Source organism: Burkholderia mayonis (assembly GCF_001523745.2).
Classification (GTDB): Bacteria; Pseudomonadota; Gammaproteobacteria; order Burkholderiales; family Burkholderiaceae; genus Burkholderia; species Burkholderia mayonis.
In genome coordinates this window covers 1,155,981-1,182,284 of sequence record NZ_CP013386.1, presented here as the reverse complement: position 1 = coordinate 1,182,284, position 26,304 = coordinate 1,155,981, and the positions used below count along the sequence as shown (strand labels likewise).

The window sequence follows — 26,304 nt, the reverse complement described above, 5'->3', positions numbered from 1 at the left end:
CGCCGCGCCCTGCGGCTGTGCCCGGTCAGAGGCTTAGCGCGCCCAGTGGCGCGCGGAGTGTCGACGCCGTGTGCTTTGAAGCCGTGTTCGCAGGCGCCCTCTGGCCGCCGCCCCGTCGTATGGGCGCGCGCCTCGTCAGGCCATTCTCCCGCCATCGTTCCCGCTCCAGCGTGCTTGTGACAACACAACAAGGCGCGGCCTGCCGTCGTCCCGCGTTCCGCATGACAAGCGGAGCGCGCCGCCGACAGAACCGCCTGGAGTCGTTCAATGAAACGCATGCTGTTCAATGCGACGCAGCAGGAAGAACTGCGCGTCGCCATCGTCGATGGGCAGAAGCTCATCGACATCGACATCGAAACCGCCGGACGCGAACAACGCAAAGGCAATATCTACAAGGGCGTCGTCACCCGCATCGAACCGTCGCTCGAAGCCTGCTTCGTCAACTACGGCGAAGACCGCCACGGCTTCCTGCCGTTCAAGGAAGTCGCCCGCCAGTACTTCAAGGAAGGCGTCGACATGCGCTCCGCGCGCATCCAGGACGCACTGCGCGAAGGCCAGGAGCTGATCGTCCAGGTCGAAAAGGAGGAGCGCGGCAACAAGGGCGCGGCGCTCACCACGTTCATCTCGCTCGCCGGCCGCTACCTCGTGCTGATGCCGAACAACCCGCGCGGCGGCGGCGTGTCGCGCCGCATCGAGGGCGACGAGCGCCAGGAGCTGCGCGAGACGATGGCGCAGCTTCAGATCCCCGACGGCATGAGCATGATCGCCCGCACGGCGGGCATCGGCCGCAGCGCCGAGGAACTGCAATGGGACCTGAACTACCTGCTGCAGCTCTGGCACGCGATCGAGGCGGCGTCGCAAAGCGGCCATCCCGGCCAGCCGATGCTGATCTACCTCGAATCGAGCCTCGTGATCCGCGCGATCCGGGACTATTTCCAGCCGGACATCGGCGAAATCCTGATCGACACGACAGAGATCTACGATCAGGCCCGCGCATTCATGGACATCGTGATGCCCGACAACGTCGGCAAGGTGAAGCGCTATCACGACGACGTCCCCCTCTTCTCGCGCTTCCAGATCGAGCACCAGATCGAGACCGCGTACTCGCGCACGGTGCCGCTGCCGTCGGGCGGCGCGATCGTGATCGATCACACCGAGGCGCTCGTCGCGATCGACGTGAACTCGGCGCGCGCGACGAAGGGCGCGGACATCGAGGAGACGGCGACCCGCACGAACCTCGAAGCGGCCGACGAAGTCGCGCGCCAGCTCCGTCTGCGCGACCTGGGCGGCCTCATCGTGATCGACTTCATCGACATGGAGTCGGCGAAGAGCCAGCGTGAAGTCGAGCAGCGTCTGAAGGACGCGCTCAAGCACGACCGTGCGCGCGTGCAGATGGGCAAGATCTCGCGCTTCGGCCTGATGGAGCTGTCGCGCCAGCGCCTGCGCCCGGCGCTGTCCGAAGGCAGCCACGTCACCTGCCCGCGCTGCAACGGCACGGGCCACATCCGCGACACCGAATCGTCCGCGCTGCAAGTGCTGCGGATCATTCAGGAAGAGGCGATGAAGGAGAACACCGCGGCGATCCACTGTCAGGTGCCCGTCGAGGTGACCGCCTTCCTGCTCAACGAAAAGCGTCAGGAAATCAACAAGATCGAGTCGCGCTTCAAGGTCGGCGTCGTGCTGATCCCGAACAAGCATCTCGATACGCCGCACTACAAGCTCGAGCGCCTGCGTCACGACGATGCGCGCCTCGACGATCCGCGCGCCTCGTGGAAGATGGCCGAGGAAGCCGCCCGCGAGCTCGAGGCGGAAACCGGCTACAGCAAGCGCGCCGAGGAAACGAAGCCGCGCCAGGAAGCGGCCGTCAAGGGCATCACGCCCGAACGCCCCGCACCGAGCCCCGCGCCACAGCGCCAGCCCGCACCGGAGGCGGCGCCCGTGGCCGTCGCGCCAGCAAGTGGCGGCTTCGTCAAGTGGCTGAAGAACCTGTTCGGCATGCAGCCGGCCGTGGCGCCCGCACCGGCGCCCGCTGTCAAGGAACCGGCCGCGCGTCCGGCGCGCGAGCGCGGTGAGCGCGGTGAGAAGGCCGAGCGCGGCGGCGATCGCAACCGCAACCGTCGCGGCAGTGGCGGCGCGCAGCAGGCAGGCGGACGCGACCAGGCCGCTGCAGGCGGCGGACGCGGTCAGGCCCCGCGCGCCGAGCGCGAAGCCAAGGAAACCCGCGAACCGCGCGAAGGCCGCGAGGCCCGAGAAGGTCGTGAAGGTCGTGAAGCACGCGGCGGCCGGGACAATCGCGAAGGCCGCGAAGGCCGCGAAGCACGCGAAACCCGTGAGCCGCGCGAGCAACGTGAGCCGCGTGAGCCGCGTGAGCGCGCGGAGACAGCCGATGCCGCTGAAGCGCCGCGCAGCGAGCGCCGTGAACGCGGCGAGCGCCGCAAGCCGGTCCCGCACGTCGCAACGCTCGAAACCGTGAACCGCGGCGAAAGCGCCCACGCGGAGCCGATCGAGCAGCCGGCTCATGCGCCCGGCGCGGAAGCCGGCGTCGAAGCGGATTCGAACGCCCGCGACGGCGAGGAACGCCGCCGTCGCCGCCGCGGTCGCCGCGGTGGCCGCCGCGAGCGTGAAGACGAAACCGCAGGCGCAGCACAAGCGGCGGAAGCCAGCGAAGGCGCGACGGCCGAAACGGCCGCATACGCAGCCGAAGCGCCGCAAGGCTTCGCGCCAATCGCCGACCACGAGCCGCAGCACGCCGGACAAGCGGGTGCAGGCGTGGCGGCGGTTGCGGCCGCGGCAGTCGCCACGGAAGCGATCGCTCACGTCGAGCGCGGCGTGAAGGTCGAGGCGCAAGCGGCCGCCGAAGCGCCTGCCGTTTCGGCCGAGCCGATCGCCGCAGCGCCGGCTCGTGCCGTCGAAGCACCTGCGGAAGCCGCGCCGGCTGCGACGCATGCCGAACCGGCTCCGGTCGAAAGCACGCACGAGCAAGCCGCTCCGGCCAACGCTGCTCCCGCTGAAGCCACGCCGGCCGAAGCGCCTGCCGCGGAAGCGTCCGAAGCCACCGCCCCGGCGGTTGCTCCGACCCCGATCGCCAAGCCGGCCCCGGCAGTCGTCGAGCCGCAGCCCGCGCCCGCCGCAGTCGCCCCTGCCGAGGCAAGCGTCGCGCACGAGCCGGCCACCGTCGCCGAGACACAAGCACCGTCGGCGGCCGTCGCCGAGGCCGTCGCACCGGCTGCGGTAGCAGCCCCGAGCGCGAGCCTCGAAACGGTGCTCGAATCCGCCGGACTCGTCTGGGTCAACACGGACACGGACAAGCTGCGCGCGGCGCAAGCCGCCGCCGCGCAGATCGCGCCGCCCGTCCGTGCGCCGCGCGAACGCAAGCCGCTGCCGCCCGTCGAAACGGCGCCGATGCAGCAAGTCGAGACGACGCACCGCTGATTCGGTCGTCCATCGCACGAAAAAGCCCGCCCCGAAAAGGCGGGCTTTTTTGTCTGTGCTCGGATTCTGCGGGTTTCCATGCCCGGCCCCGCCTGCCGCTTCCAGCTAGAATGGAGGTCTAGCTCATCTTGCAACGCTCATGTCCCGACGCATCATTCCCGTGACCCCGGTCAGCGCAGCGCCCGATCTGTCCGGCGCCCTGCTCGCGCCGAGCGGCACACTGCGCGACGCCTTGGCGCGCCCGTTGCGCGACCTGCGCATCTCGGTCACGGACCGCTGCAACTTCCGATGCGTGTACTGCATGCCGCGCACCGTGTTCGGCAAGGACTATCCGTTCCTGCCGCACAGCGCGCTCCTGACACTCGAGGAAATCGAGCGTCTCGCGCGGCTTTTCGTCGCACACGGCGTCGAGAAAATCCGCATTACGGGCGGCGAGCCGCTCTTGCGCAAGAACATCGAATTCCTGATCGAGCGCCTCGCGCAAATGACGACCGTCGCGGGCCGGCCGCTCGACCTTACGCTCACGACCAACGGCTCGCTCCTCGCGCGCAAGGCGAAAAGCCTGCGGGATGCGGGGCTGTCGCGCGTGACGGTCAGCCTCGACGCGCTCGACGATGCGCTCTTCAAGCGGATGAACGACGCCGACTTCGCAAGCGCCGACGTGCTCGACGGCATCTTCGCCGCCCGGGCGGCGGGCCTCACGCCCGTGAAGGTCAACATGGTCGTCAAGCGCGGCACGAACGACGCCGAGATCGTGCAGATGGCGCGCCGCTTCAAAGGCACGGGCGTCGTACTTCGCTTCATCGAATACATGGACGTCGGCACGTCGAACGGCTGGAACATGGCCGAGGTGCTGCCGTCCGCAGACGTGATCGCGCGCGTCGCCGAGCACTTCCCGCTCGTGCCGCTCGAACGGCACACACCGTCCGAAACCGCGCAGCGCTGGGGCTACGCGGACGGCAGCGGCGAGATCGGCGTGATCTCGAGCGTCACGCGCGCGTTCTGCGGCGACTGCACGCGCGCGCGGCTGTCGACGGAAGGCAAGCTGTACCTGTGCCTCTTCGCATCGTCCGGCCACGACCTGCGCAGTCTCGTGCGCGGCGGCGCGACCGACGAGCAGATCGCCACCGTGATCGGCCACGTCTGGCAGGCGCGCACCGACCGCTACTCGCAACTGCGCGGCAGCGCGCAAGCGGGAGAAGAAGCGGCGGGCGAAGCGAAGCGCGTCGAAATGTCCTACATCGGCGGCTAGGCGCGCCGCCCGCTTCACGCGCTCGCCGCTTTCGCGATGCCGCCGCACGCCGCCCCCTCTTCCACGATCACCGGCCTGCTGCTCGCGGGCGGACGCGGCGCGCGGATGGGCGGCGTCGACAAGGGGCTGCAGCCGCTCCACGGCAAACCGCTCGCGCTGCACGTGCTGCGCCGGCTCGCGCCGCAGGTGGACGCGCTCGTCATCAGCGCGAATCGTCATCTCGATAAGTACGCGTCGCTCGGCGCGCCGTTTGATGCGCGTGTCGTCGCGGATACGCATGCGGACTTCGCCGGCCCGCTCGCCGGGCTCGCCGCCGGCATGCGCGCGGCCGACACGCCGCTCGTCCTGTGCACGCCGTGCGACTCGCCGTTCCTGCCCGCCGATCTCGCCGCGCGTCTTGCCGCCGCGCTCGACGCGCAGCACGCGGAAATCGCGTTCGCGACGACCGTCGACGCGCATGGCGACGTCTCTCCGCAGCCGGTCTTCGCGCTCGTGAACACCGCGCTCGCCGACGATCTCGCCGCATATCTCGCGTCCGGCGAGCGCAAGATGCGCGCGTGGTACGCACGCCACAAGACGGTCGAAGTGCCGTTTGACAACGAGCGGGCGTTTTACAATGCAAACTCTTTGCGGGACTTAGCCGGCCTCGAACGTCCATGACGGGCCGCACGTCGTTCCGCGCGCCGCCCGCCGCTCACGACGCGTGCGTTTCACAGCGCGGCGGCCGGGACGCCGGCCCCGAATACAATCCGCCTAGCGGCGCCTCGTCATCGATGACCACGCACACCACGCCTACGCCATCCTCCACGTCCGAGAACGCCGTCGCGCTGACCGTCGACGAAGCGCGCGCGCTCGCGTTGCGCTTCGCCGAGCCAGTGACGCAAGTCGAGCGCGTCGCGCTGCGCGATGCGCTCGGCCGCGTGCTCGCCGATGAGGTCGCATCGCCGTTCGACATCCCCGCCTACGACAACGCCGCGATGGACGGCTATGCGTTCGACGGTGCGGCGCTCGCCGCGCCGGCCGCCGGCGGCACGCTCGAGCTCGCGATCGCCGGCCGCGCGCTCGCGGGCCATCCGTTCGACGGCCCGCGCGTCGCACCACGCGCATGCGTGCGGATCATGACGGGCGCGCAGGTGCCCACGGGCTGCGACACCGTGATCCCGCAGGAAAAAGTCGAAACGATGGGCGATGTCGTGCGCTTTCCGGCATCGGCCGTCGCGCGCGGCGACCACTGCCGGCGCGCGGGCGAAGACCTCGCACGCGGCGCGAGCGCGCTCGCCGCCGGCCGCGTCGTGCGCGCGACCGATCTCGGCCTGCTCGCATCGCTCGGCATCGCCGACGTCGCGGTGCGCCGCCGCGTGCGCGTCGCGTTCTTCTCGACGGGCGACGAGCTGCGCGTGCCGGGCGAGCCGCTGCGCGACGGCGGTCTCTACGACAGCAACCGCGCGACGCTAGCCGGGATGCTCGCGCGTATCGGCGTCGACACGATCGATCTCGGCATCGTCCGCGACGATCCCGTCGCACTCGAGCAAGTGCTGCAGACTGCGGCCGCGCAGGCGGACGCGGTGATCACGTCGGGCGGGGTGTCGGTCGGCGACGCGGATTTCACGCGCGCGCTGCTCGACAAGCTCGGCGACGTCACGTTCGCGAGCGTCGCGATGCGCCCGGGCCGGCCGCTCGCTTGCGGCCGCATTTGGGCGAGCGGGCGCGACGGACGGCCTGCGCTCTTCTTCGGCCTGCCGGGCAATCCGGTCGCGGTCGCGGCGACGTTCCTCGTGATCGTGCGAGACGCGCTCTTCGCGATGATGGGCGCCGACGCGAAGCCGCTTCCCTGCTATCCGGCCGTCTGCAGCGCGCCGCTCAAGAAGCGCGCGGGCCGCACCGAATACCTGCGCGGCCACGCGGCGCGCGACGCGGGCGGCGTCTGGCACGTAACGCCCGCCGGCTCGCAAAGCTCGGCGTCGCTCAAGAGCCTGAGCGACGCAAACTGCTTCATCGTGCTCGCGCACGACGCCGCGCGCGTCGACGCCGGCGCGACGGTCGACATCCTGCCGTTCGACGGCGCCATCTGAATCCGTTCTCAGCACTTCCACGGGGCAACTCGCATATGAAAAAACAAATCTCTTCGATCGCGCCGGGGCAGACCGCGAAAGCGCTGATCCTCGTCTATCTGACGTTCAGCGTGCCGATCGTGCTGCTTGGCATTCTCGTCGCGTTCGTGCGCTACGGGCGCGTCGAGCTGAGCACGATCTTCAGCGCGCTGCTCTTGAACGCGATCCTCGGCTTCGTGCTGCTGTGGATTGCGTGCCACGCGTACAACTGGGTCGCATCGCGCTTCGGCGGCATCGAGATCGTGCTGTCGGACGCGCCGGAGGAAGCATGAGCGCCACGGCGAACGAGACGATCTCGATCCGCGCGGCAGCGCCCGCCGACGTCTCCGCGATGCTCTCGCTGATGCGCGAGCTCGCGGCGTTCGAGAAGCTCACGCATCTGTTCGTCGCAACCGAAACCGATCTCGCCGACGCCCTTTTCGGCGCACGGCCGTCGGCCGAGGCGCTCGTCGCGGTGCACGGCGGCGCGATCGTTGGCTATGCGCTCTACTTTCACAACTATTCGACGTTCATCGGCCGCCGGGGCCTGTATCTCGAAGACCTGTACGTGCAGCCGTCGCAACGCGGCACGGGGCTCGGCACGCGACTGCTGCGGCGGCTCGCGGCGATCGCGGTCGAGCGCCGCTGCGGGCGCTTCGAGTGGACCGTGCTCGACTGGAACCAGCCGGCGATCGACTTCTATCGGAAGATGGGCGCGGACGTGCTGTCCGACTGGCGCGTCGTGCGCGTGACGGGCGACGCGCTCGCGCAGCTCGCGAACGGCGCCGCTTAGCGCAGGCGCGGCGCGGCTGCCGGACGGCACACGGTAACGTGGCTGGCGGCTGGCATTGACGCCCAATCGTCGCGCGAGGCGATGAACGACGGGCCGCTCGGTCGAGGCCGGACAAAACCGCCGACACTCGATCGAACCGGCCAAGCAAACGGGGCGCACGCGGCGCCCCGTTTTTCATTTTGCATGCGCGCTCGGCAATCCGTCCGCCTTTCGCGCGACGCGCACCTCAGCGCTCGTCCGCCTCCGCTCCATCGGCGCCCAACAGACCGCTCGCGGCCTCGCCCGGCAGCGCCTCGACCTCCTTCAGCTTGCGGTTCATCACGCGCGTGCGCTGCTCGGCCGCTTCGATCGAGCGCGTGACCGTCTCGAGCTGCGACTTCGTCCGCGCGAGCACGTCGCCGAACTTGCCGAACTCGGTCTTCACCGCACCGAGCACCTGCCACACCTCGCTCGATCGCTTCTCGATCGCGAGCGTGCGAAAGCCCATCTGCAGGCTGTTCAGGAGCGCGGTCAGCGTCGTCGGACCGGCGATCGTCACGCGATAGTCGCGCTGCAAAAGATCGGTCAGGCCCGGGCGGCGCAGGATCTCCGCATAGAGCCCTTCGGTCGGCAGGAACAGCAGCGCGAAATCGGTCGTATGCGGCGGCGCGACGTATTTCTCGGCGATCGTGCGCGCCTCCGCGCGAATCCGCGCCTCGAGCGCGCGCGCCGCTTCCTCGACGGCCGCCACGTCCGCGCGCTCCTGCGCGTCGATCAGGCGCTCGTAGTCCTCGCGCGGGAATTTGGCATCGATCGGCAGCCAAACCGGCTGCGCGCCGCCCGTCTCGTTCGCGCCGTGCCGCCCCGGCAGGCGGATCGCGAACTCGACGCGCTCGCTGCTCTTCGGCACCGTTGCGACGTTCTTCGCGTATTGATCCGGCGTCAGCATCTGCTCGAGCAGCGCCTCGAGCTGCACTTCGCCCCAGGTGCCGCGCGTCTTCACGTTCGTCAGCACCTTCTTCAGGTCGCCGACGCCCGCCGCGAGCGTCTGCATCTCGCCGAGCCCGCGATGCACCTGCTCGAGGCGATCCGACACGAGCTTGAACGATTCGCCGAGACGCTGCTCGAGCGTCGCGTGCAGCTTCTCGTCGACGGTGCGCCGCATCTCCTCGAGCTTCGCCGCGTTGTTCGCCTCGATCTCCTTCAGCCGCGTCTCGAGCGTCGCGCGCACCTCGCCGATCCGTCGATCGTTCGCTTCCGTCAGTTGCGTCAACTGCTGGTTGAGCGTGTCGCCGAAATGCCGCAGCGCCGCGCCCTGCTCATCGCGCGCGAGCTGCGACTGCCGCTGCAGCGTCTCGCGCATCGCGTCGAACTGCTGCGTGTTGCCCGCGACGAGCTTCACGAGCTGCTGTGCGAAGCCGTCGATCTGGTTGTTCTGCACGGTCGCGACACTCGAGAGCTGCGCGGCGAGCGTCTGCTGCAATTGTGCGAAGTTGCCGGCGAGCTCGGTGCGCGAGTGGCGCGCGCCGTCGACGATCTCCGCGCGCAGTTCGCGCTCGAGGCGCTCGGCCGCGTGCGCATGCGCGTCGTTCGCGTCGTCGATCTGCTCGGCGAGCCGCTCGACGCCGTCGCCGCGCGAGCCGCCGCGCAACAGCACGACGAGCGCGACGACGAGCGCCACCGCCAGCGCGACGACGGCGGCCAACCACAGCGTTTCGGTCATATGCGAGCCTTTCCCAACACGCCGGGATTGATCGGATTCGGCGGAAGGCCCGCACGCGGCCCTTCGCCCAACGCCGCGATCAGGTTGTCCGCGGCGAGATTCGCCATCGCGCGCCGCGTGCCTTCGCTCGCGCTCGCAATGTGCGGCGTCAGCACGACGTTCGGCACCTCGAGCAACGCCGGATGCACGCCCGGCTCGCCTTCGAACACGTCGAGGCCGGCTGCGGCGATCCGCTTGTCGCGCAGCGCGTCGGCGAGCGCCGCGTCGTCGACGATGCCGCCGCGCGCGATGTTCGTGAGCGTCGCGGTCGGCTTCATCAGCGCGAGCTCGGCCGCGCCGATCGTATGGCGGCTCTCGGCCGAGTACGGCAGCACGAGCACGACGTGATCGGCCTGCGCGAGGAGCGCCGCCTTCGACACGTACTCGGCGTTCAGCTCCGCCTCGATCTCGGGCGCGACGCGCGAGCGGTTGTGGTAGATCACGCGCATGTCGAAGCCGCGCGCGCGGCGTGCGATTGCCTGGCCGATGCGGCCCATGCCGATCACGCCGAGCGTCGCGCCGTGGATGTCCGCGCCGAGGAAGCCGTCGTACGACCACTTGCGCCATTGGCCCGCGCGCAGCCAGTGCTCGGATTCGGCGATCCGCCGCGCGGCCGCCATCATCAGCGCCCAGCCGAAGTCGGCCGTCGTCTCGTTCAGCACGTCGGGCGTGTTGGTGCCGAGCACGTGCGCGGCGTTGAACGCGCCGATGTCGAAATTGTTATAGCCGACCGCCATGTTCGACACGACGCGCAGCCGCGGCGCGGCCGCGAGCACCGACGCGTCGATCACGTCGCCCGCCGTCAGCGCGCCGTCCTTGTCCGAAAGACGCGCCTTGAGCGCGTCGGGTGGGAGCGCGTCGACGTCGTTCCAGTCGACGTCGAAATACTGCTTGAGCCGCTCGATCACGTCCGGAAAGATCGAGCGCGCGACCAGGATTTTCTGCATTGCCGTCTCCGTCATGCCGCGCGGGCGGCGAACGCGCGCATCGCGCCGCCCGCCGCCCTCGCGGCCGTTATCGTCACCCTGCCTGACCGCTGAAGAACACCCACGTCGTCAGCAAGAACACCGGCACGAGGATCGCGAGCGCCCAACCGAGGTACGCGAAGAAGCTCGGCATCCTCACGCCGCGCGACTCGGCGATCGCCTTCACCATGAAATTCGGCGCGTTGCCGATGTAGCTGTTCGCGCCCATGAACACGGCGCCCGCCGAGATCGCCGCGAGCGTCGTCGCGCCGGTCGTCATCAGCGCCTGCGCGTCGCCGCCCGCGAGATTGAAGAACACGAGATAGGTCGGCGCATTGTCGAGGAACGACGACAGCACGCCCGTCGCCCAGAAATACATCGCGTCGATCGGCTTGCCGTCGGCATCCGTGACGAGATGGACGATCGGCGCGAACACGCCGTCGCCGCCCGCGCGCAGGATCACGATCACCGGCGCGATCGTCACGAAGATGCCCGCGAACAGCTTCGCGACCTCCTCGATCGGCGCCCAGTTGAACGCGTTGCCCTCGCGCGCCGAGCGCGGCGTGATCGCGAGCGATACAAGCGCGACGACGGCGAGCGCGACGTCGCGCACCGCGTTTTGCAGCGCCACGTGCGTGCCGAACAAGTCGAACGTGACGCCGGGCTTCCAGAGGCCGCTCATCAGCACGAGCGCGATCACTGCGCCGAGCAGCACGAAGTTGATCTTGCCCTCGATCGACACGCCGTGCGAATCAGGTGTCGGATCGAGGAACGGCTTCCTCTCCTCGCCGCCCTTTCGATAGAAGTACGTATCGACCACGAAGAAGAGCGTGAGCAGGATTCCGCAGATGAAGAGCATCGGCAGCGCGAGATGGGTCGTCGTCCAGAAGAAATCGACGCCGTTCAGGAAGCCGAGGAAGAGCGGCGGATCGCCGAGCGGCGACAGCGAGCCGCCCGCGTTCGCGACGAGAAAGATGAAGAACACGACCACATGCACGACGTGCTTGCGGTTGTCGTTCGCACGCAGGAGCGGCCGAATCAGCAGCATCGCGGCGCCCGTCGTGCCCATCACGCTCGCGAGCACGGTGCCGAGCGCGAGGATGCCGGTGTTGAGCTTCGGCGTGCCGTGCAGGTTGCCGCGCACGCAGATGCCCCCCGCGACCGTATAGAGCGACGTCAGCAGCACGATGAACGGGATGTACTCCTCGAAGAGCGCGTGCATCAATGTGCCGAACGCGGTGCCGAAGCCGAACGTCGCGGCGAACGGGATCAGGAACGCGACCGCCCAGGCCGCGGCGATCTTGCCGAAATGGTGATGCCAGAACACCGGCGCGATCAGCGGGAAGAGCGCGATCGACAACAGGATGCCCGCGAACGGGATCGCCCAGAACGCGGAAAGCGCGGCACCGTCGAGCGTTGCGGCCGATGCGAGCGCGGGAGCGGCGCCTAACGCGCCTCCCAGCGCCATGCCCGCCCAGGCGGCATGTCGTTTCATGTGATTTCCTCTTGAAATACGGGTGGAATACGGCGCGTGACGCAACGGCGGCAAAGGCGGCGACGGCGTCACGCGTCGCGCACGACGATCGCGTGCACGCGATACGGGCCGTGCGCGCCGAGCACGATCGTCTGCTCGATGTCGCCGGTGCGCGACGGCCCCGACACGAAGTTCACCGCGCGCGGCAATACGCCGCGCTCTGCGCGGATCAGCGCGAACGCATCCTCGTGCCCCGCGACGATCCGCGACGCGGGCACGAGCGCAATATGGGTTTCCGGCAGCAGCGCGGCGGACGAACACGTCTTCGGACTAGACAGCAGAACCAGCGAACCGGTTTCCGCCGTCGCGCAAAAACAGCCGGTGATGCCGACGCGATCGCCGTCGACCGGCTTGCGGAATTCGACCGCGAGCCCCGCGCCCGCCCAGTCGAGCCCGTCGAGCGCCGGCCACGCGATCGCTTGCGTGCCGAGCCCCATCCGGCGCAGATAAGCGGCCGCCGCGGCGGGCGCGTCATGCATCGACGCGACGGTGTCGGCAGTCGTCGCGAGCCGCAGCGCCTCGTCGACGAAGCGGGCGACGAGATCGCCCTCGAGCGGCGGCGGGCGCGGCCCCGCCGGATGGCGCGCGACGTAATCGGCCGCATGCTCGCGCTCCACCTCGGCCAGCTCGGCCGGACGGCCCTGCGCCGCGCGGACGCGCGCGAGGATGTTGCGGCGGGCAGCCGATGTGTCCATGGACGGTCCTCGTGACGATGGCCTTCGATACCGGCCCGATTATACCGGCCGATGCGGCGCGCGCCCGTGGCGGCGGATACGAAAAATGCGGGCCGGGGACGGCCCGCGCGGCCTGCGTGCGTTCCGTCCCGATGTCGATGCGGCCGCGCTCGCGCGCCGCCGCGCGGCGGCGTCACTTGCCCGCGTCGTCGTCGGGCGGCTGCGTAATCCCGAACACCTGGCGCAGATACGCGAGATACGCCTTGTCGTCGCACATGCTCTTGCCCGGCGAATCGGACAGCTTCGCGACCGGCTGACCGTTGCAGCGCACCATCTTGATGACGATCTGCAGCGGCTGGTAGCCGAGATCGTTGGTCAGGTTCGTGCCGACGCCGAACGCGAGCTTGCAGCGGCCGCGAAATCGTTCGTACAGCTGCATGACCTTCGGGACGTCGAGCGCGTCGGAGAACACGAGCACCTTCGTGCGCGGATCGCAGCGGTTCGCCTCGTAATGCTTGACGAGCCGCTCGCCCCACTCGAACGGATCGCCCGAGTCGTGGCGCGCGCCGTCGAAGAGCTTGCAGAAGTACATGTCGAAGTCGTTCAGGAACGCGTCCATCCCGTAGACGTCGGACAGCGCGATCCCGAGGTCGCCGCGGTATTCCTTCGCCCACATCTCCAAACCGTATGTCTGCGAATCGCGCAGCCGCGGGCCGAGCGCCTGGCACGCCTGCAGATACTCGTGCGCCATCGTGCCAAGCGGCGTGATCTCGTGCGTCATCGCGTAATAGACGTTGCTCGTGCCGGCGAATTGCGCACCGAGCCCGTCCCGCAGCGTGCGCAGCACTTCCTCGTGCCAGACCTTCGAGAAGCGGCGGCGCGTGCCGTAGTCGGCGATCTTGCAGTCGGCAAATTCGGGTTTCGCGCCGAGCCGCTGGATCTTCTCACGCAGCCGATCGCGCCCTTCGCGGTAGTCCGGGCTGCGCTGTGTGTTGCGGAAGTACACCTCGTTGACGATCGCGAGCACCGGGATCTCGAAGAGGATCGTATGCAGCCACGGCCCCTTGATCTCGATGTCGATTTCGCCGCCGCCCTTCGGCGACGGCGCGATCGAGATGTACTTCTCGTTCAGATGAAAGAGCGCGAGGAAATCGACGAAATCGCTCTTGATGAAGCGCAGCCGGCGCAGGTAGTCGAGCTCGGGGTCGGTGAAGCGCAGCTCGCACAGCGAGCGGACCTCGGCGCGGATCTCGTCGATGTACGGAACGAGGTCGACGCCGGACGTCCGGCACTTGAACCGGTATTCGACGCTTGCGGCGGGAAAATGATGCAGGACGACCTGCATCATCGTGAATTTGTACAGATCGGTATCGAGCAGCGAAGTGATGATCATGATTCCAGACTGCCAAAATCGAGACGGAGCCCGAGCGTTTGCGCGCCCTGCGCGCCCGCCCGCCGGGTTGACGCATGTTACCCGAATGCGGCGCGAATCCGTGCCGAAACGCCCGGCACACCGCGCGATCCGCCATAAACTAATCACGAAACGGTATAAGCGGGAAAGTCGAGCGCGCGATGCGGGTTTGACGCATCAGTTACAATGCCGCTTTTGGCGCCACTCGCCGCCCCATACATACCTAGATACCGCCGCAGGAGCGTTTTGAATGACCCACGTTGTGACTGAAGCGTGCATCAAGTGCAAATACACGGATTGCGTCGATGTATGCCCTGTGGACTGCTTCCGTGAAGGCCCGAACTTCCTCGCGATCGATCCGGACGAGTGCATCGACTGCGCGGTGTGCGTCGCTGAATGCCCGACCAACGCAATCTACGCGGAAGAAGACGTGCCGGGCGACCAGCAGCAGTTCACCGAACTGAACGCCGACCTCGCGAAGGTCTGGCCGTCGATCACGAAGACGAAGCCCGCGCCCGCCGACGCCGACGAGTGGAAGGACGTGCAGGACAAGCTGCACCTGCTCGAGCGCTGATCGCAAGCGCTACCGGGACGCGGCCCGGCACCGCACGACGCACGCCGATGCTCGAAGGTATGTCTCAAAGGTATTGACAGATCGGCAAGCGCCTCATAGAATTCCATTTCTCTGCTGTTTGTTCCCCGATAGCTCAGTCGGTAGAGCGCCGGACTGTTAATCCGTAGGTCCCTGGTTCGAGCCCAGGTCGGGGAGCCAAGAATTGCAAAGGCCCGTTGCATACGGGCTTTTTCATGGCCGCCATCATTTTGCTGTCCCGGGCGTCAAGCATGCCGAATCGTCTTATTCCCCGATAGCTCAGTCGGTAGAGCGCCGGACTGTTAATCCGTAGGTCCCTGGTTCGAGCCCAGGTCGGGGAGCCAGCTTCGAAGGCCCGTCGTTCGCGACGGGCCTTTTTGCTTTTCTCTTCCGGGTTTTTCGTCGCGCCGCGCACCGTCGCGCCGGCCCCGGCATGCTAGAGTCGTGCTCTGCTTCTCGCCACGTCCCCAGATTCGCCGCCGATGAAAAACCGTGACTTCGCTGTCCTCGCGACCTGCGCCGCCCTCTTCTCGATCGCCTCGTCGGCCGCGCGCGGCGAGGAAATCGCGAGCGTCAACACCAATTTCCGCCTGACGGGTTCCGACCGCGTCGTCGTCGAGGCGTACGACGACCCGCTCGTCAACGGCGTCACCTGCTACGTGTCGCGCGCCCGCACGGGCGGCATCAAGGGCACCCTCGGCCTCGCCGAAGATCCGACCGAGGCGTCGATCGCGTGCCGGCAGGTCGGCCCGATCCGCTTCACCGAGCCGCTCAGGCAGCAAACCGACGTGTTCAGCGAGCGGATGTCGTTCGTCTTCAAGACGCTGCACGTCGTGCGCGTCGTCGATAAGAAGCGCAACACGCTCGTCTATCTGACCTACAGCGACCGGATCGCGACGGGCAGCCCGAAGAACAGCGTGACCGCAGTGCCCGTGCCGGCCGACACGCCGATTCCGGTCAGATAACGGGCGCGCCCGCTTCGGCCGACCGTCCGCCGCCGTCATGCGCCCCGAATACCCGCGCGAGCATGTCCGCTACTGGCGCACGCCGCTGCTGGCGGATGCGGATTTCGTCACGGCGACCTATCGCGACCACGCGTTCGCGCCGCACTGGCACGACGCCTACACGATTCCTGTCATCGAGGCGGGCGCCGAGCGCTACACGTGCCGCGGCGGCGCCTACGTCGCCGACACGGGCTCGATCCCCGTCATCAATCCGGGCGAAATCCATACCGGCTCGCGCGCAGCCGAAGACGGTTGGCGCTATCGCGTGAGCTACGTGCCCGTCGACTTCATCCGCGCGCTCGCCGACGAAATCGCCGGCAAGCCGCAGTCCGCGCCTTGGTTCAGGCTCGACGTCATCCACGACGCGGATCTTGCCGCGCGGCTCGTCGTCGCGCACCGGCTGATGGAGGCAAGCGGCACGACGGCGCCGCACGCGGCGGCCGATCGTGCGAATCGCGCGTGGCTTGGAGCAGACCTTGCGCCGGCCGGCGGCGGCGCTTCGGCTTCGCACGTCGCGGGCGGTCCGCCGTGGGGCGCGATCTCGCCGGACGGCGATCCGCTGTCGGCCGAAACCGCGATGCTCGACGCCTACTCGACGCTGATCGCCCGCCATGCGGGCAATCGCAGCACGCCGCGCGACGTGGCGGCCGACCATCGGTGCGTCGATGCGATGCGCGAGCGGCTCGCCGCCGATCTGTCCGAAACCGTGACGCTGTCGGACGTCGCACGAGCGGCCGGACTGTCGCCGTTTCATGCAGCGCGCCTGTTCTCGCGCGCGACCGGCATGCCGCCGCACGCGTGGCGCAACCAGTTACGCCTGCAGCGCTCGCTCGCGCCGCTGCGCGCCGGCGCGAGCGTCGCCGACGTCGCCGCCGCGTGCGGCTTCACCGATCAAAGCCACTTCACCCGCCATTTCAAACGGATGTTCGGCGTGCCGCCCGGCCGCTGGCAGCCGTCGTAGCGCCATCGCGCGGTAACGGCAGGCACGCAGCGGCGAAGCAAGAACGTACAAGCGGGCGCGCGGCCGGCCCGACTATCCTCCCCCGTATAGGAGGTAGCCGTCTTGTCCCAGTCCCGCCCCACCCATTCCCCGCCTGGCCGGCTCGGCGAATTCGCCGCCGGCGTGCGCGACACTATCCCGATGATGATGGGCGCCGCCCCCTTCGGCGTGATCTTCGGCACGCTCGTCACGACCGGCCCGCTCGCGCAGTGGCACGGCGAGCTGATGTCGCTCGCGCTGTTCGCCGGCTCCGCGCAGTTCATCGCGCTCGGCCTGATCGCGGGCGGCGCGAGCTACGCCGTCGTGCTCGCGACGACGTTCGTCGTCAACCTGCGTCATCTGCTCTATAGCGCGACGCTCGCGCCATACGTCGCGCACCTGCCGCTGCGCTGGCGGGCGGCGCTCGGCGCGCTGATGACGGACGAGGTGTTCGCCGTCGCGTACGCGCATTACCGCCATGCCGAGCCCGGCGCGACGGGGCCGTATCACTTCTTCGGTTCGGGCGTCGCGATGTACGTGAACTGGCAGATCTGGACGATCGCGGGCCTGCTGTTCGGCGCCGCGTTCCCGCGCCTGCAGTCGCTCGGTCTCGACTTCGCGATGGCGGCGACGTTCATCGCGATCGTCGTGCCGCAACTTGCCGCGCTACGCTACCTCGCCGCCGCCGCGACGGCCGGCGCCGTCGCGTTCTTCTGCCGCGCGTGGCCTTACAAACTCGGGCTGCTCGCGGCCGTCGCGGCGGGTGTCGCGATCGGCGTCGCGCTGACCTGGCTGAACGGCCAGCGTGCTCGCCGGCGCGCGGAGGCCGCATGAGCTACGCGCTGCTGATCGTCGGCATGGCGGCGCTCACGTACGCGATCCGCACGACGCTGTTCCTGTTCGGCGACCGCCTCGTCTTCCCGCCGCTTTTGCTCGCCGCGCTGCGCTTCGTGCCGGTGACGGTGCTGACCGCGATCGTCGTGCCGATGACGATCGCGCCGCACGGCGGCGACGCGGAGCTGACCTGGCGCAATCCCCAACTCGTCGGCGGCGTCGGCGCGGCGCTCGTGTCCGCCGCGACGCGCCGGCCGCTCGTCACGATCGCTGCCGGTCTCGCGGTGTTCTTCTTCTGGCAGGAAATCGTGCTGCCGCACGGCTGGCTGCCCGGCTGAGCCCCTCTCCATCGCCGGGCGCGACATCGCGCACACAGGCCTCAAGTTCTCGCGCGGGCAGCCGTTAAGAGGATGAAGCCCTGCGCCCGGCGACGCGATCCGGTCCACCGATGCGGCGCGACGACCGACGGCCCGCCCGCCGGCCGATCCGCAGCGCCGACACGCGGCCTGCCCACGTCGGCGGTGCGCGGGCGAAAGCGCCGGTCAAACCGACCGGCATCGAGCATCGAGATAGACATGGGCCAGATCACTCTCACCCTGAAAGACGACACCGTCGCTTCCTTGCGCAAAGACTTCGACGCGTTCGTGCGCGTGTCGCTCAAGCTCGATCCGCAATTCGTCACGCCTTCGTTCGAGGATTTCCTGCGCGCGAAGCTGCTCGACAGCATGGTGCCGCTTACCGAGCACGCGGTGCAGCGGCTGCTGCAAGGCGGTCAATATGCGTGGGCGAAGCGCACCCTCGACAAGGAATTTCCGGACGTCCTCGCGATCCTGATCCGGCAGGCGGGCGAATTCGGCTTCGGCGTCGCGTCGCGTTCCGAATGGACACCTGACGAGCTCGCGAAAGCATGCCGCGACTGGGCGGCCGCCGTCGTGTCCGGCGCGCAGGGCGACGCGGCGCTCGTCGATCCGCTCGCCGCACAGATCAAGGCGGCCGTCACCGACATTCAGACGCTCGAGGAGCGGATGCAGACGCCCGCGTGGCGGCTCGCCGAATCGCTGCGGCAACGCGTGTACGAAGCGAAGCTCGCGTGCGAGATGAGCGTCGGCAGCGTCGCGCGCGAAAAGCTCGGCGAACTGCGCGGACTGCTCAGGCTCGGCATCGCGCACGGCTCGTTCCAGAAGCAGGAAGCGCAGCAGATCATGGAATACCTGCGGCTGCTGAAGCCCGAGATCTTCGTCGAGGAGCCGTACGACGTTTTCACGCGGATCGCCGCATGGCTGCGCAGCGTGTTCATGGTCGCGGCGCCCGCGCGCGGCGCACAGAGTGCGTCGCAGCCACCGGGCCGGCGCCGCCCATAGCGCGCGGCGCGCTCGCCGAGTCGCGCAGATTCGCGTGCGCGCAACGAAAACGAACCGGACAAAGGAAACGGCCCGGACCGCATCATGCGGTCCGGGCCGTCGTCCATCGGTCAATGCTTGGCGGTCAGGCGGGCCTTCCGGGGCGAACCGCCCGCACGCCAGCCGACGGCGCTTGCTTACTGGCTCGCGCCGGCCTTCACGCCGCCGTTGACGGACAGCGAGCCGTTCGCACCGCCCGCGACGCCCTTGGCGAGACCGCCCGCCGCACCCGTAACGCCGCCGACCGCATTGCCGGCCGCGCTCGTCGCGCCGTTCACGACATTGCCCGCTGCGCTCGTCGTGCCATTGACGACATTGCCCGCCGTGCCCGTCGCATCGTCGACCATGCCGCTCGCCTTCGTCTTCGCGTCTGCGCCGACTTCGGCCGCTTCGTCAGCCTTCGCCTTGGCCTTGGCTTTCGCGTGCTTCACGTGCTTCTTCGCCGAATGCTTGGCGGCGTTCGCCGCCGCTTCCGGCGATGCAGCCACGTTGCCGCCCGCGTTCAGCTGTGCGCTTGCGCCTGCCTGCTGGCCGAGCACGCCGGCCGAGCCGCCGACCGAACCTTGCGTCTCCACGCCGGCCGTCTGCGCGAAAGCGGTCGTCGCCATCGCCGCCACCGCGGCACCGATCAGCATTGCACGAATCTTGGACATCGCAATTCTCCTCAACAAAGTCGTTGGAACGGCTCACCTTCGAAGGTCGCCGCTATGGGCCCGCCGCAACATGCAGCGAGTCCGTGTACAGACCGGCCGATTTCGTTCGCGGTTCGCCGTTCTCGACAACTGTTACCCACCGTTTCAATTGCTGACGAGTTCGACACACTCGCTTACATGCGACGGCTTCGCACGCGCGAAACCCCGAAAACATTTGACGCCGACCTTACACCGCGGGCGCCGCGCTTCGCTTATGATGCGATGCCGCCGTCGAGCGGCGCGCTCTCTTTTCCCGTTTTCATTGCCATGCCCAATCTGGATTTCACGCTGACCGGCGAATTCGTCGAACTGCATAATCTGCTCAAGCTCACCGGACTCGCGGACAGCGGCGGCTCGGCGAAGATGCTCGTCGCATCGGGCGCCGTGACGGTCGACGGCGCGGTCGAGCTGCGCAAGACCTGCAAGATCCGCGCGGGCCAGGTCGTACTGTTCGGCGACACGCGCATCGCCGTGCACGACGCGCCGTAGCGAGCCCCTGTCGGCCGTAAGGCCATCGGCGAGCCTCATCGACAACGCGCACGGAAACTCGTAAGCTGATCGTTTTACAAAAATAAGCAATGCGCGGGCAGGCCGCCCGTGCGAACGCGTCCCATGTCGCCTACCGGTTTCACGCGAGCGGCCGCCGCGCCGTCTCCCACCCTGTCCCGTCATGCCGCCGATACGGCGCGCCTCGCCGCGCCGCTCGCGATCGCGCAACTCTCGCAAATGGCGATGAGCGTCACCGACACCGTACTGCTCGGCTCGCTCGGCCCCGACGCGCTCGCGGCGGGCGGCCTCGGCGCGAATCTGTTCTTCGTCGTCGTCACGCTGCTGCAAGGCGTGCTGACGTCGGTCAGCGTGAGCGTCGCGCACGCGCGCGGCGCGAAGGCCGAGCATCGCGTGCCGCACATCTACTGGACGGGCTTCGCACTGTCGCTGCTGCTCGCGCTTCCGGCGTTCGTGCTGCTGTCGTTCGCGGAACCGCTACTGCGCGCGTTCGGCGAGCCTGCGACGCTCGCGCGCAACGTCGGCGAATACGCGGCCGTGCTGCGCTTCGCGGCGCCCGGCAGCCTGATCGGCGTCGGGCTGATGCGCTCGTTCCTGCCCGCGATCGGCGCCGCAAAGCGGCTGCTGTGGGTGTCGCTCGCGGGCGTCGGCATCAACGCGTTCCTCAACTACGGCCTCATTCACGGCGCATTTGGGCTGCCGCGGCTCGGCTTCCTCGGCTCCGCGACCGCGACGTCGATCACGATCTGGCTCACCGCGCTCACGCTCGTCGCGCTGCTGCACGGACGGCCGACGTTCAAGCACTTCGTCGCCGCCACGCGGCCGCGGCTGCCGCTGATGGGCGAGCTGTTCGGCATCGGCTGGCCGGTCGCGATCACGTACGGCGTCGAGTCGACGCTCTTCCTCGCGACCGGCTTGACGGTCGGCGTGCTCGGCGAGTCGTCGCTCGCCGCGCACCAGATCGCGCTCAACGTCGCGTCGGTCGCGTTCATGGTGCCGCTCGCGATCGGTCAGGCGGCGAACGTGCGCGTCGGCTACTGGGCGGGTGCCGGCGCGCCCGTCGCCGCGCGGCACGCGGGCTTCGTCGCGCTCGGGCTCGGCATCGCGTTCATGTCGCTGTCGGGGCTCGCGCTGATCGTCGCGCCGCATGCGATCGTCGGTCTCTATCTGAAGCTCGACGATCCCGCGAACGCGCACACGGTCGCGCTCGCGACGTCGCTGCTCGGGATCGCCGCCGTGTTCCAGATCGTCGACGGGATGCAGACGGTCGGCTCCGGCTGCCTGCGCGGCCTGAAAGACACGCGCGTGCCGATGCTCGCCGCGACGCTCGGCTATTGGGGCATCGGCTTTCCGACCGGCTACTGGTTCGCGTTCCACGCGGGCCTCGGCGCGCGCGGGCTGTGGTGGGGGCTCGCGGCCGGGCTTGCGAGCGTCGCGGCGCTGATGACGTGGCGGTTCCATCGGAAGAGCGCGGCACTCGGCGCGCGTGCGGGCGCTTGAGCGTCTGAAGTTCGCGCTTCGGCGTCGGCGTGGGCGAACACGACGACAACGGACCGCGCAAGCGGTCGTTCGAAGCGGCGAGCCGTCCCGTCGTGTGCCGGTTTCGTCGGACGTTGCGGGACGATCGCACGCCATCGCGTCGCGGATAAACCGACGCGCGCCCCGCGCCCGTCGTCGCCATCGAATCGAGTCGTGACGATGGATTGCGTATGCGTCGAAAAGTCGGTGGACGTCACCGGGCGTCAAGTTCGTCCCTTGGTGCCGCGCCATGCGGCGCGACCGTGCCTACCCTCCGCCGCACGCGCCGCGGCTTGCGTCCGTCACGCAATGGCGAACGTCGCGACGCTCGTGCGCACCGCCCCGCGCTCCCCGGATTTCCCCACGCATCGACCGCCGATGACGCGCGACGCGGCACGAAATCGCGCGCAGCGCTATGCTTTGCGATCTAAGGACGCCGTCGCGAGAACGGCCCCGTCCCCGCATGCGCATTGCGTCGCGCCCACGCGGCGCCCCCTCTTCCGAAGGAGCAATCATGAGCGAAGCAGTACGGATGGAACGCGACACGTTCGGTGAAATCGCAGTACCGGCGGCCCGGCTATGGGGCGCGCAAACGCAGCGCTCGCTGCAGAACTTCAAGATCTCGACCGAGAAGCAATCGCCCGAGCTGATTCACGCGCTCGCGCTGATCAAGCGCGCGGCGGCCGCCGTCAATCTCGAGCTCGGCGTGCTCGCGCAAGACAAGGCGAGCGCGATCATCGCCGCCGCCGACGAAATCATCGCGGGCCGGCATCCCGACGAATTTCCGCTCGCGGTCTGGCAAACGGGTTCGGGCACGCAGACGAACATGAACCTGAACGAAGTGATCGCGAATCGCGCGAGCGAGCTGCTCGGCGGCGAACGCGGCGAGAGCCGCAAGGTGCATCCGAACGACGACGTCAATCGCGGCCAGTCGTCGAACGACGTATTCCCGACCGCGATGCACATCGCCGCCGCGCGCGCGATCGTTTCGCATCTGCTGCCCGCGCTGCGCACGCTGCGCACGACGCTCGACGCGAAGGCGACCGCGTTCGCGGACATCGTGAAGATCGGCCGAACGCACCTGCAGGACGCGACGCCGCTCACGCTCGGCCAGGAGTTCTCCGGCTACGTCGCGCAGCTCGATCAGGCGATCCGCCACGCCGAAGCGGCGCTGCCGCATCTGTACGAGCTCGCGCAAGGCGGCACGGCAGTCGGCACGGGGCTCAACGCGCATCCGCGGTTCGCCGCGGGCGTCGCGGCCGAGATCGGCCGGCTCACCGGGCTGCCGTTCGTCAGCGCGCCGAACAAGTTCGAAGTGATGGCCGCGGCCGACGCGCTCGTGTTCGCGCACGGCGCGTTGAAGACCGTCGCCGCGAGCCTGATGAAGATCGCCAACGACATCCGCTGGCTCGCGAGCGGCCCGCGCTGCGGGCTCGGCGAGCTGTCGATCCCGGAGAACGAGCCGGGCAGCTCGATCATGCCGGGCAAGGTCAATCCGACCCAGTCCGAAGCGGTGACGATGCTGTGCTGCCAGGTGTTCGGCAACGATGTCGCGGTGAACTTCGGCGGCGCGAGCGGCAATTTCGAGCTGAACGTGTTCCGGCCGATGATCGCGCACAACGTGCTGCAATCGGTGCGGCTGCTGGCGGACGGCGCGCAGAGCTTCAACGATCACTGCGCGGTCGGCATCGAGCCGAATCGCCCGCGCATCGACGCGCTTCTGAACGAATCGCTGATGCTCGTGACGGCGCTCAATCCGCACATCGGCTACGACAAGGCCGCACAGATCGCGAAGAAGGCTCACAAGGAAGGCACGACGCTCAAGGCCGCCGCGCTCGCGCTCGGCTACGTGACCGAAGCGCAGTTCGACGAATGGGTGCGGCCGGAGAAGATGGTCGGCAAGGACTGACGACGGCGCGCGACGCACGGCCGGCGGTCGACGTGGCCGATGTCGCGCGTGCTTGCGATATTCGAGCGTGGCGGCGGCAGGTCGGAGGCGAATGCGGATGCCGGGTTCGATCGTCGCTGATTGATCGTCGCCGCTCGAACGCTGCTTGGATCGACACTGCGATCTCGCTCCCGCTCGTGACACGTAATCAAGCGCCGTCGGACGACAAGCAGCACATGCGCGGCAGGCTTCGCACGCAGCATCGCCCATCGCATCGCGCCTCGCCGTCGCCGATTTGGCTAGGGGCAAGCCTCGCGGCCCGCCCCCTCCGACATACATGGACGCCCCCGTTTTGCCAGGCCTTCGTTGATGACGGCTCGATGATCGAGATTGCGGCCATACATCCGGACTGTTGCGAGGCGCGTTACGCTGCCTCTGCCCCTGATGGAATCTGCTGATCGGACTCTAATCACCACCTCGCGCTCGAAGCGCCTGTGGGAGGGCAGAGTTTTTCGATCCCGGTCCAACCTATCTTGTCATCACGTCGTGACTGCCTGAGCAACCTCTGGGGAGAACTGTTCTTATCAAACCGATCGGATTACACGGCGACGCCAGACGACGCGTAATCCGATCGGAACGCACTGCCTCGTGTCAGCAATGCCCAGACGATCCGGGCATTGGGGTTCGCGACTGCCACGACGGCGATATTCTTGTGCCGCCGCATCAGGAGACGGCGAAGCCAGCCCGAGAACGGATCATCTTTATCGGCAAGGTAGCGAACGACCGCGCGCCCCCCGTGTACCATCAATAGAGGATTTTCACCTCCGAGTAGGTGCGCCCTGCCGTGCGCACCCAAGAAAAAGCCGGCGTCATGCCGGCTTTCGAAAAGGATCGTCGAGAGAGATTCGGATTGCGCTCATCGTCAGGCCGCCACCCTTTGCGCGATCCAGCGCGCACGCAGACGGTCGTAGCCGAGGTTGAACAGGAACGTGTACGGCAAAAAGAACAGCAGGATGCCGAAGTCGAGCAACAGCGCCTCGAGCAGGCTGATTTCGAGCCACCACGCGGCGAGCGGCAGCGCCATCGCGACGAGGCCAAGTTCGAACACGATCGCGTGAGCCGCGCGCACCGCGAGCGTACGCTTCAACCGATAGCGACGCTCGATCCGCTCGAAGAGCGCGTTGAACGTGATGTTCCACACCATCGCGATCACCGACACCGCGGCCGTCAATGCGCCGACGTGGACGAGCGACAGGCCGAGCAGCCAGCTGACGAACGGCGCGCAGATCGCGATCGCGGTCACTTCGAACGTAAGCGCGTGCACGAGGCGCTCGGTCAGCGTCTTCCTCGGAACGTGCTTAGCCATTTGCATCTGCATGAAAAGCTCCATCAGTGAATGAGATAACGCCATTCTCATCGGATTAACCGTAATCATCCAGTTTGTTATTATCGGTTTTTCCGATATAAAGAAGGAGCGCCCGCGATGCGCCATTCTCCCGAAGCACTGCTCGCGTTCGCCGAGGCGGCCAACCTCGGCTCGTTCTCGGCTGCCGCGCGCAAGCTCGGCAAGCGGCAGTCGACGATCAGCGAGGCGATCGCGAACCTCGAGATCGACCTGGGCGTCGCGCTGTTCGACCGCTCGACGCGCCAGCCGACGCTGACCGATGCCGCCCGCGCGCTCTTGCCCGAAGTCCAGCGCGTGCTCGAGGCGAGCGAGGCGATCGATCAGGTCGCCGCGCGTCTGGCGGGCGGCGAGGAGGCGCGGCTCACGCTCGTCGTGTCGGACACCTATCAATCGAGCCGATACGAGGAGGCGCTCGCGGAGCTCGACCGCCGCTTTCCGACGCTCGAGTTCGAATGCCAGATCGCCGAGCACGACGATGTACTCGACCTGATCCAGCAAGGCCGCGCGCAACTCGGGCTGATGGCGGCGCGCAGCACCTACCCGCCCGACATCGGCGCGGCGACCATCGCCGAACGTTCGGAGATCGGGCTCTACGTCGGCCTGCGGCATCCGTTCGCCGCATACGGCGATGCCGAAGTGCCGCTCGCCGCGCTGCACGACGCGCGCGAGCTGCGCCTCAATACCTACGTCGCGCCGCACGGCGAGCGGATCGAAACGGGGCTCGTCGCCGGGCGGCGCTGCTGGTCGGCGCCGAGCTATCTGCTGCTGTTGGAAATGGCGGTGGCGGGCTTCGGCTGGGCGGAGCTGCCGCGCTGGATGGTCGAGCACTTCGCGCGCGAGCGGCTCGTCGAGCTCAATGCGCGCGGCTGGCCGCGGCGCGTGCCGGTGGATGCGGTGTGGTCGCGCGACCGGCCGCTCGGGCCGGCCGGCTCATGGCTGCTGGAGACGATGCTCGCGGCGTGACGCGCGCGCATCGGAGAAGTCGGCGCACGGCGTGTGCGCCGACGGAAACATCAGAAACCGCGCGACAGCACGGAGGCGCCGATCGTCACGACGCCGAGCACGAGATTGACGACCACGAGAAGGCGCACCGCATTGACGGCGCGCGCGCCGTCCGGCCAGTTCTGCGCTTGCACCGCGCGACGGATGCGCGGGAACAGCGCGAAGCGGATATGGCCGAAGATCAGCATCATCACGACGCCGAGCCCCGCCATCGCGTGCAGCGGCCACGTCGCGTGCGCGCCGCCGAATTGCGTGAGCAGGAAGCCGCCCGTGAGCAGGATCACGATCACCGCGCCCGCGACCCAGTTGAAAAAGCGGCCAAACACGGCTTCGACGAGCGGCAGGCGCAACTGCGGCGACAGATCGGACAGCGCGGGACGCAGACAGAAGTTCGCGAACACCATGCCGCCGACCCACACCGCAACCGCCAGAAGATGGAGAAACAAGGCGACGGTGATAGCGTGAGACATGCGGGGATCCTTTCTAGTTTTCAGATGACCGGCGCGCAGCGCGGACGCACGGCGCGCGAGACGATGAGCGCATTCGACAGCCGCGGCGCGCGGCGGTTCAGCGGAATGTGCGCGGGTTGTG

General features: G+C 68.3%; 24 protein-coding genes, 2 tRNA genes and 1 pseudogene. 19 read left to right on the top strand and 8 right to left on the bottom strand.

Annotated elements, in window-relative coordinates:
* Positions 1 to 267: 267 nt before the first annotated feature.
* From WS70_RS05920 to WS70_RS05895, 6 genes are all read left to right on the top strand, one after another.
* Positions 268 to 3,432, top strand: coding sequence for an Rne/Rng family ribonuclease (locus WS70_RS05920; RefSeq protein WP_059597263.1), 3,165 nt, complete (start codon positions 268 to 270; stop codon positions 3,430 to 3,432).
* Between the two features lie 139 nt (positions 3,433 to 3,571).
* On the top strand, positions 3,572 to 4,684 hold the full coding sequence (moaA, locus tag WS70_RS05915) for a GTP 3',8-cyclase MoaA (RefSeq protein WP_059468895.1): 1,113 nt from the start codon (positions 3,572 to 3,574) through the stop codon (positions 4,682 to 4,684).
* Between the two features lie 36 nt (positions 4,685 to 4,720).
* Positions 4,721 to 5,344, top strand: a complete 624-nt coding sequence (mobA, locus tag WS70_RS05910; RefSeq protein ID WP_059597264.1) for a molybdenum cofactor guanylyltransferase MobA — start codon at positions 4,721 to 4,723, stop codon at positions 5,342 to 5,344.
* A gap of 113 nt (positions 5,345 to 5,457) precedes the next feature.
* Positions 5,458 to 6,756, top strand: coding sequence for a molybdopterin molybdotransferase MoeA (moeA, locus tag WS70_RS05905; protein ID WP_059597292.1), 1,299 nt, complete (start codon positions 5,458 to 5,460; stop codon positions 6,754 to 6,756).
* A 35-nt stretch (positions 6,757 to 6,791) separates the two neighbouring features.
* Entirely contained in the window at positions 6,792 to 7,067 is a 276-nt protein-coding gene (locus WS70_RS05900; protein WP_010105369.1) for a hypothetical protein, read from the top strand.
* Positions 7,064 to 7,567 carry a GNAT family N-acetyltransferase gene (locus WS70_RS05895; RefSeq protein ID WP_059468893.1) on the top strand — a complete coding sequence of 168 codons (504 nt, stop codon included), beginning with the start codon at positions 7,064 to 7,066 and terminating at the stop codon, positions 7,565 to 7,567. Before WS70_RS05900 ends, WS70_RS05895 begins: the two co-directional genes overlap by 4 nt.
* A 226-nt stretch (positions 7,568 to 7,793) precedes the next feature.
* On the opposite strand, the gene WS70_RS05890 is transcribed toward WS70_RS05895, so the two are convergent.
* The 5 genes from WS70_RS05890 to pncB all read right to left on the bottom strand — a co-directional run bounded on the left by WS70_RS05890 (position 7,794) and on the right by pncB (position 13,874).
* Complete coding sequence (locus WS70_RS05890) at positions 7,794 to 9,269, bottom strand: DNA recombination protein RmuC (protein WP_059597265.1); 1,476 nt, start codon at positions 9,267 to 9,269, stop codon at positions 7,794 to 7,796.
* A complete protein-coding gene (locus tag WS70_RS05885) occupies positions 9,266 to 10,255 on the bottom strand; it encodes a 2-hydroxyacid dehydrogenase (RefSeq protein WP_059469009.1) in 990 nt (329 codons plus the stop codon). The genes WS70_RS05890 and WS70_RS05885 overlap by 4 nt, the downstream gene beginning before the upstream one ends.
* A gap of 73 nt (positions 10,256 to 10,328) precedes the next feature.
* Complete coding sequence (locus tag WS70_RS05880; RefSeq protein WP_059468891.1) at positions 10,329 to 11,768, bottom strand: sodium:proton antiporter; 1,440 nt, start codon at positions 11,766 to 11,768, stop codon at positions 10,329 to 10,331.
* Positions 11,769 to 11,836: 68 nt separating this feature from the next.
* Complete coding sequence (locus WS70_RS05875) at positions 11,837 to 12,502, bottom strand: LutC/YkgG family protein (protein ID WP_059597266.1); 666 nt, start codon at positions 12,500 to 12,502, stop codon at positions 11,837 to 11,839.
* Positions 12,503 to 12,674: 172 nt separating this feature from the next.
* Positions 12,675 to 13,874: a nicotinate phosphoribosyltransferase gene (gene pncB / locus WS70_RS05870; RefSeq protein WP_059468889.1), complete on the bottom strand. Its 1,200-nt coding sequence runs from the start codon at positions 13,872 to 13,874 to the stop codon at positions 12,675 to 12,677.
* Between the two features lie 85 nt (positions 13,875 to 13,959).
* On the opposite strand from pncB, the pseudogene WS70_RS33565 reads away from it, so the two are divergent.
* The 9 genes and pseudogenes from WS70_RS33565 to WS70_RS05825 all read left to right on the top strand — a co-directional run bounded on the left by WS70_RS33565 (position 13,960) and on the right by WS70_RS05825 (position 18,662).
* A pseudogene (locus WS70_RS33565) lies at positions 13,960 to 14,225 on the top strand (hypothetical protein).
* A complete protein-coding gene (fdxA, locus tag WS70_RS05865) occupies positions 14,170 to 14,466 on the top strand; it encodes a ferredoxin FdxA (protein WP_331457964.1) in 297 nt (98 codons plus the stop codon). The pseudogene WS70_RS33565 and the gene fdxA overlap by 56 nt, the downstream one beginning before the upstream one ends.
* Before the next feature lie 122 nt (positions 14,467 to 14,588).
* A tRNA-Asn gene (locus WS70_RS05860) sits at positions 14,589 to 14,664 on the top strand.
* 88 nt (positions 14,665 to 14,752) lie between these two features.
* A tRNA-Asn gene (locus tag WS70_RS05855) sits at positions 14,753 to 14,828 on the top strand.
* A gap of 138 nt (positions 14,829 to 14,966) precedes the next feature.
* Positions 14,967 to 15,449 carry a CreA family protein gene (locus WS70_RS05850; RefSeq protein ID WP_059469036.1) on the top strand — a complete coding sequence of 161 codons (483 nt, stop codon included), beginning with the start codon at positions 14,967 to 14,969 and terminating at the stop codon, positions 15,447 to 15,449.
* Positions 15,450 to 15,486: 37 nt separating this feature from the next.
* On the top strand, positions 15,487 to 16,449 hold the full coding sequence (locus WS70_RS05845) for an AraC family transcriptional regulator (RefSeq protein WP_059469037.1): 963 nt from the start codon (positions 15,487 to 15,489) through the stop codon (positions 16,447 to 16,449).
* Between the two features lie 183 nt (positions 16,450 to 16,632).
* Positions 16,633 to 17,301, top strand: coding sequence for an AzlC family ABC transporter permease (locus WS70_RS05840; RefSeq protein ID WP_418230149.1), 669 nt, complete (start codon positions 16,633 to 16,635; stop codon positions 17,299 to 17,301).
* Positions 17,298 to 17,639: an AzlD domain-containing protein gene (locus WS70_RS05835; RefSeq protein ID WP_059469039.1), complete on the top strand. Its 342-nt coding sequence runs from the start codon at positions 17,298 to 17,300 to the stop codon at positions 17,637 to 17,639. Before WS70_RS05840 ends, WS70_RS05835 begins: the two co-directional genes overlap by 4 nt.
* A gap of 237 nt (positions 17,640 to 17,876) precedes the next feature.
* Positions 17,877 to 18,662, top strand: coding sequence for a DUF4088 family protein (locus tag WS70_RS05825; protein ID WP_059469040.1), 786 nt, complete (start codon positions 17,877 to 17,879; stop codon positions 18,660 to 18,662).
* A gap of 176 nt (positions 18,663 to 18,838) precedes the next feature.
* Here WS70_RS05825 and WS70_RS05820 read toward each other — a convergent pair whose 3' ends face one another.
* A complete protein-coding gene (locus WS70_RS05820) occupies positions 18,839 to 19,354 on the bottom strand; it encodes a hypothetical protein (RefSeq protein ID WP_059597267.1) in 516 nt (171 codons plus the stop codon).
* A gap of 306 nt (positions 19,355 to 19,660) precedes the next feature.
* On the opposite strand from WS70_RS05820, the gene WS70_RS05815 reads away from it, so the two are divergent.
* From WS70_RS05815 to fumC, 3 genes are all read left to right on the top strand, one after another.
* Positions 19,661 to 19,882, top strand: coding sequence for an RNA-binding S4 domain-containing protein (locus WS70_RS05815; protein ID WP_059469053.1), 222 nt, complete (start codon positions 19,661 to 19,663; stop codon positions 19,880 to 19,882).
* A gap of 123 nt (positions 19,883 to 20,005) precedes the next feature.
* Positions 20,006 to 21,400 carry an MATE family efflux transporter gene (locus WS70_RS05810; RefSeq protein WP_059469042.1) on the top strand — a complete coding sequence of 465 codons (1,395 nt, stop codon included), beginning with the start codon at positions 20,006 to 20,008 and terminating at the stop codon, positions 21,398 to 21,400.
* A gap of 532 nt (positions 21,401 to 21,932) precedes the next feature.
* Positions 21,933 to 23,327: a class II fumarate hydratase gene (gene fumC, locus WS70_RS05800; RefSeq protein WP_059469043.1), complete on the top strand. Its 1,395-nt coding sequence runs from the start codon at positions 21,933 to 21,935 to the stop codon at positions 23,325 to 23,327.
* A gap of 901 nt (positions 23,328 to 24,228) precedes the next feature.
* Here fumC and WS70_RS05795 read toward each other — a convergent pair.
* Positions 24,229 to 24,684, bottom strand: a complete 456-nt coding sequence (locus WS70_RS05795) for a multidrug/biocide efflux PACE transporter (RefSeq protein WP_059469054.1) — start codon at positions 24,682 to 24,684, stop codon at positions 24,229 to 24,231.
* A gap of 105 nt (positions 24,685 to 24,789) precedes the next feature.
* Here WS70_RS05795 and WS70_RS05790 point away from each other — a divergent pair, with 105 nt between their 5' ends.
* Complete coding sequence (locus tag WS70_RS05790) at positions 24,790 to 25,674, top strand: LysR family transcriptional regulator (protein WP_059469044.1); 885 nt, start codon at positions 24,790 to 24,792, stop codon at positions 25,672 to 25,674.
* A gap of 50 nt (positions 25,675 to 25,724) precedes the next feature.
* On the opposite strand, the gene WS70_RS05785 is transcribed toward WS70_RS05790, so the two are convergent.
* Positions 25,725 to 26,183 carry a CopD family protein gene (locus WS70_RS05785; protein WP_059469045.1) on the bottom strand — a complete coding sequence of 153 codons (459 nt, stop codon included), beginning with the start codon at positions 26,181 to 26,183 and terminating at the stop codon, positions 25,725 to 25,727.
* Between the last annotated feature and the right edge of the window lie 121 nt (positions 26,184 to 26,304).

Bases quoted from the DNA above. Each gene is read 5' to 3' on its own strand.
- WS70_RS05920 (WP_059597263.1), top strand. From the start codon at position 268: ATGAAACGCATGCTGTTCAATGCGACGCAGCAGGAAGAACTGCGCGTC.
- moaA (WP_059468895.1), top strand. From the start codon at position 3,572: ATGTCCCGACGCATCATTCCCGTGACCCCGGTCAGCGCAGCGCCCGAT.
- mobA (WP_059597264.1), top strand. From the start codon at position 4,721: ATGCCGCCGCACGCCGCCCCCTCTTCCACGATCACCGGCCTGCTGCTC.
- moeA (WP_059597292.1), top strand. From the start codon at position 5,458: ATGACCACGCACACCACGCCTACGCCATCCTCCACGTCCGAGAACGCC.
- WS70_RS05900 (WP_010105369.1), top strand. From the start codon at position 6,792: ATGAAAAAACAAATCTCTTCGATCGCGCCGGGGCAGACCGCGAAAGCG.
- WS70_RS05895 (WP_059468893.1), top strand. From the start codon at position 7,064: ATGAGCGCCACGGCGAACGAGACGATCTCGATCCGCGCGGCAGCGCCC.
- WS70_RS05890 (WP_059597265.1), bottom strand. From the start codon at position 9,269: ATGACCGAAACGCTGTGGTTGGCCGCCGTCGTCGCGCTGGCGGTGGCG.
- WS70_RS05885 (WP_059469009.1), bottom strand. From the start codon at position 10,255: ATGCAGAAAATCCTGGTCGCGCGCTCGATCTTTCCGGACGTGATCGAG.
- WS70_RS05880 (WP_059468891.1), bottom strand. From the start codon at position 11,768: ATGAAACGACATGCCGCCTGGGCGGGCATGGCGCTGGGAGGCGCGTTA.
- WS70_RS05875 (WP_059597266.1), bottom strand. From the start codon at position 12,502: ATGGACACATCGGCTGCCCGCCGCAACATCCTCGCGCGCGTCCGCGCG.
- pncB (WP_059468889.1), bottom strand. From the start codon at position 13,874: ATGATCATCACTTCGCTGCTCGATACCGATCTGTACAAATTCACGATG.
- WS70_RS05850 (WP_059469036.1), top strand. From the start codon at position 14,967: ATGAAAAACCGTGACTTCGCTGTCCTCGCGACCTGCGCCGCCCTCTTC.
- WS70_RS05845 (WP_059469037.1), top strand. From the start codon at position 15,487: ATGCGCCCCGAATACCCGCGCGAGCATGTCCGCTACTGGCGCACGCCG.
- WS70_RS05840 (WP_418230149.1), top strand. From the start codon at position 16,633: ATGATGGGCGCCGCCCCCTTCGGCGTGATCTTCGGCACGCTCGTCACG.
- WS70_RS05835 (WP_059469039.1), top strand. From the start codon at position 17,298: ATGAGCTACGCGCTGCTGATCGTCGGCATGGCGGCGCTCACGTACGCG.
- WS70_RS05825 (WP_059469040.1), top strand. From the start codon at position 17,877: ATGGGCCAGATCACTCTCACCCTGAAAGACGACACCGTCGCTTCCTTG.
- WS70_RS05820 (WP_059597267.1), bottom strand. From the start codon at position 19,354: ATGTCCAAGATTCGTGCAATGCTGATCGGTGCCGCGGTGGCGGCGATG.
- WS70_RS05815 (WP_059469053.1), top strand. From the start codon at position 19,661: ATGCCCAATCTGGATTTCACGCTGACCGGCGAATTCGTCGAACTGCAT.
- WS70_RS05810 (WP_059469042.1), top strand. From the start codon at position 20,006: ATGTCGCCTACCGGTTTCACGCGAGCGGCCGCCGCGCCGTCTCCCACC.
- fumC (WP_059469043.1), top strand. From the start codon at position 21,933: ATGAGCGAAGCAGTACGGATGGAACGCGACACGTTCGGTGAAATCGCA.
- WS70_RS05795 (WP_059469054.1), bottom strand. From the start codon at position 24,684: ATGCAGATGCAAATGGCTAAGCACGTTCCGAGGAAGACGCTGACCGAG.
- WS70_RS05790 (WP_059469044.1), top strand. From the start codon at position 24,790: ATGCGCCATTCTCCCGAAGCACTGCTCGCGTTCGCCGAGGCGGCCAAC.
- WS70_RS05785 (WP_059469045.1), bottom strand. From the start codon at position 26,183: ATGTCTCACGCTATCACCGTCGCCTTGTTTCTCCATCTTCTGGCGGTT.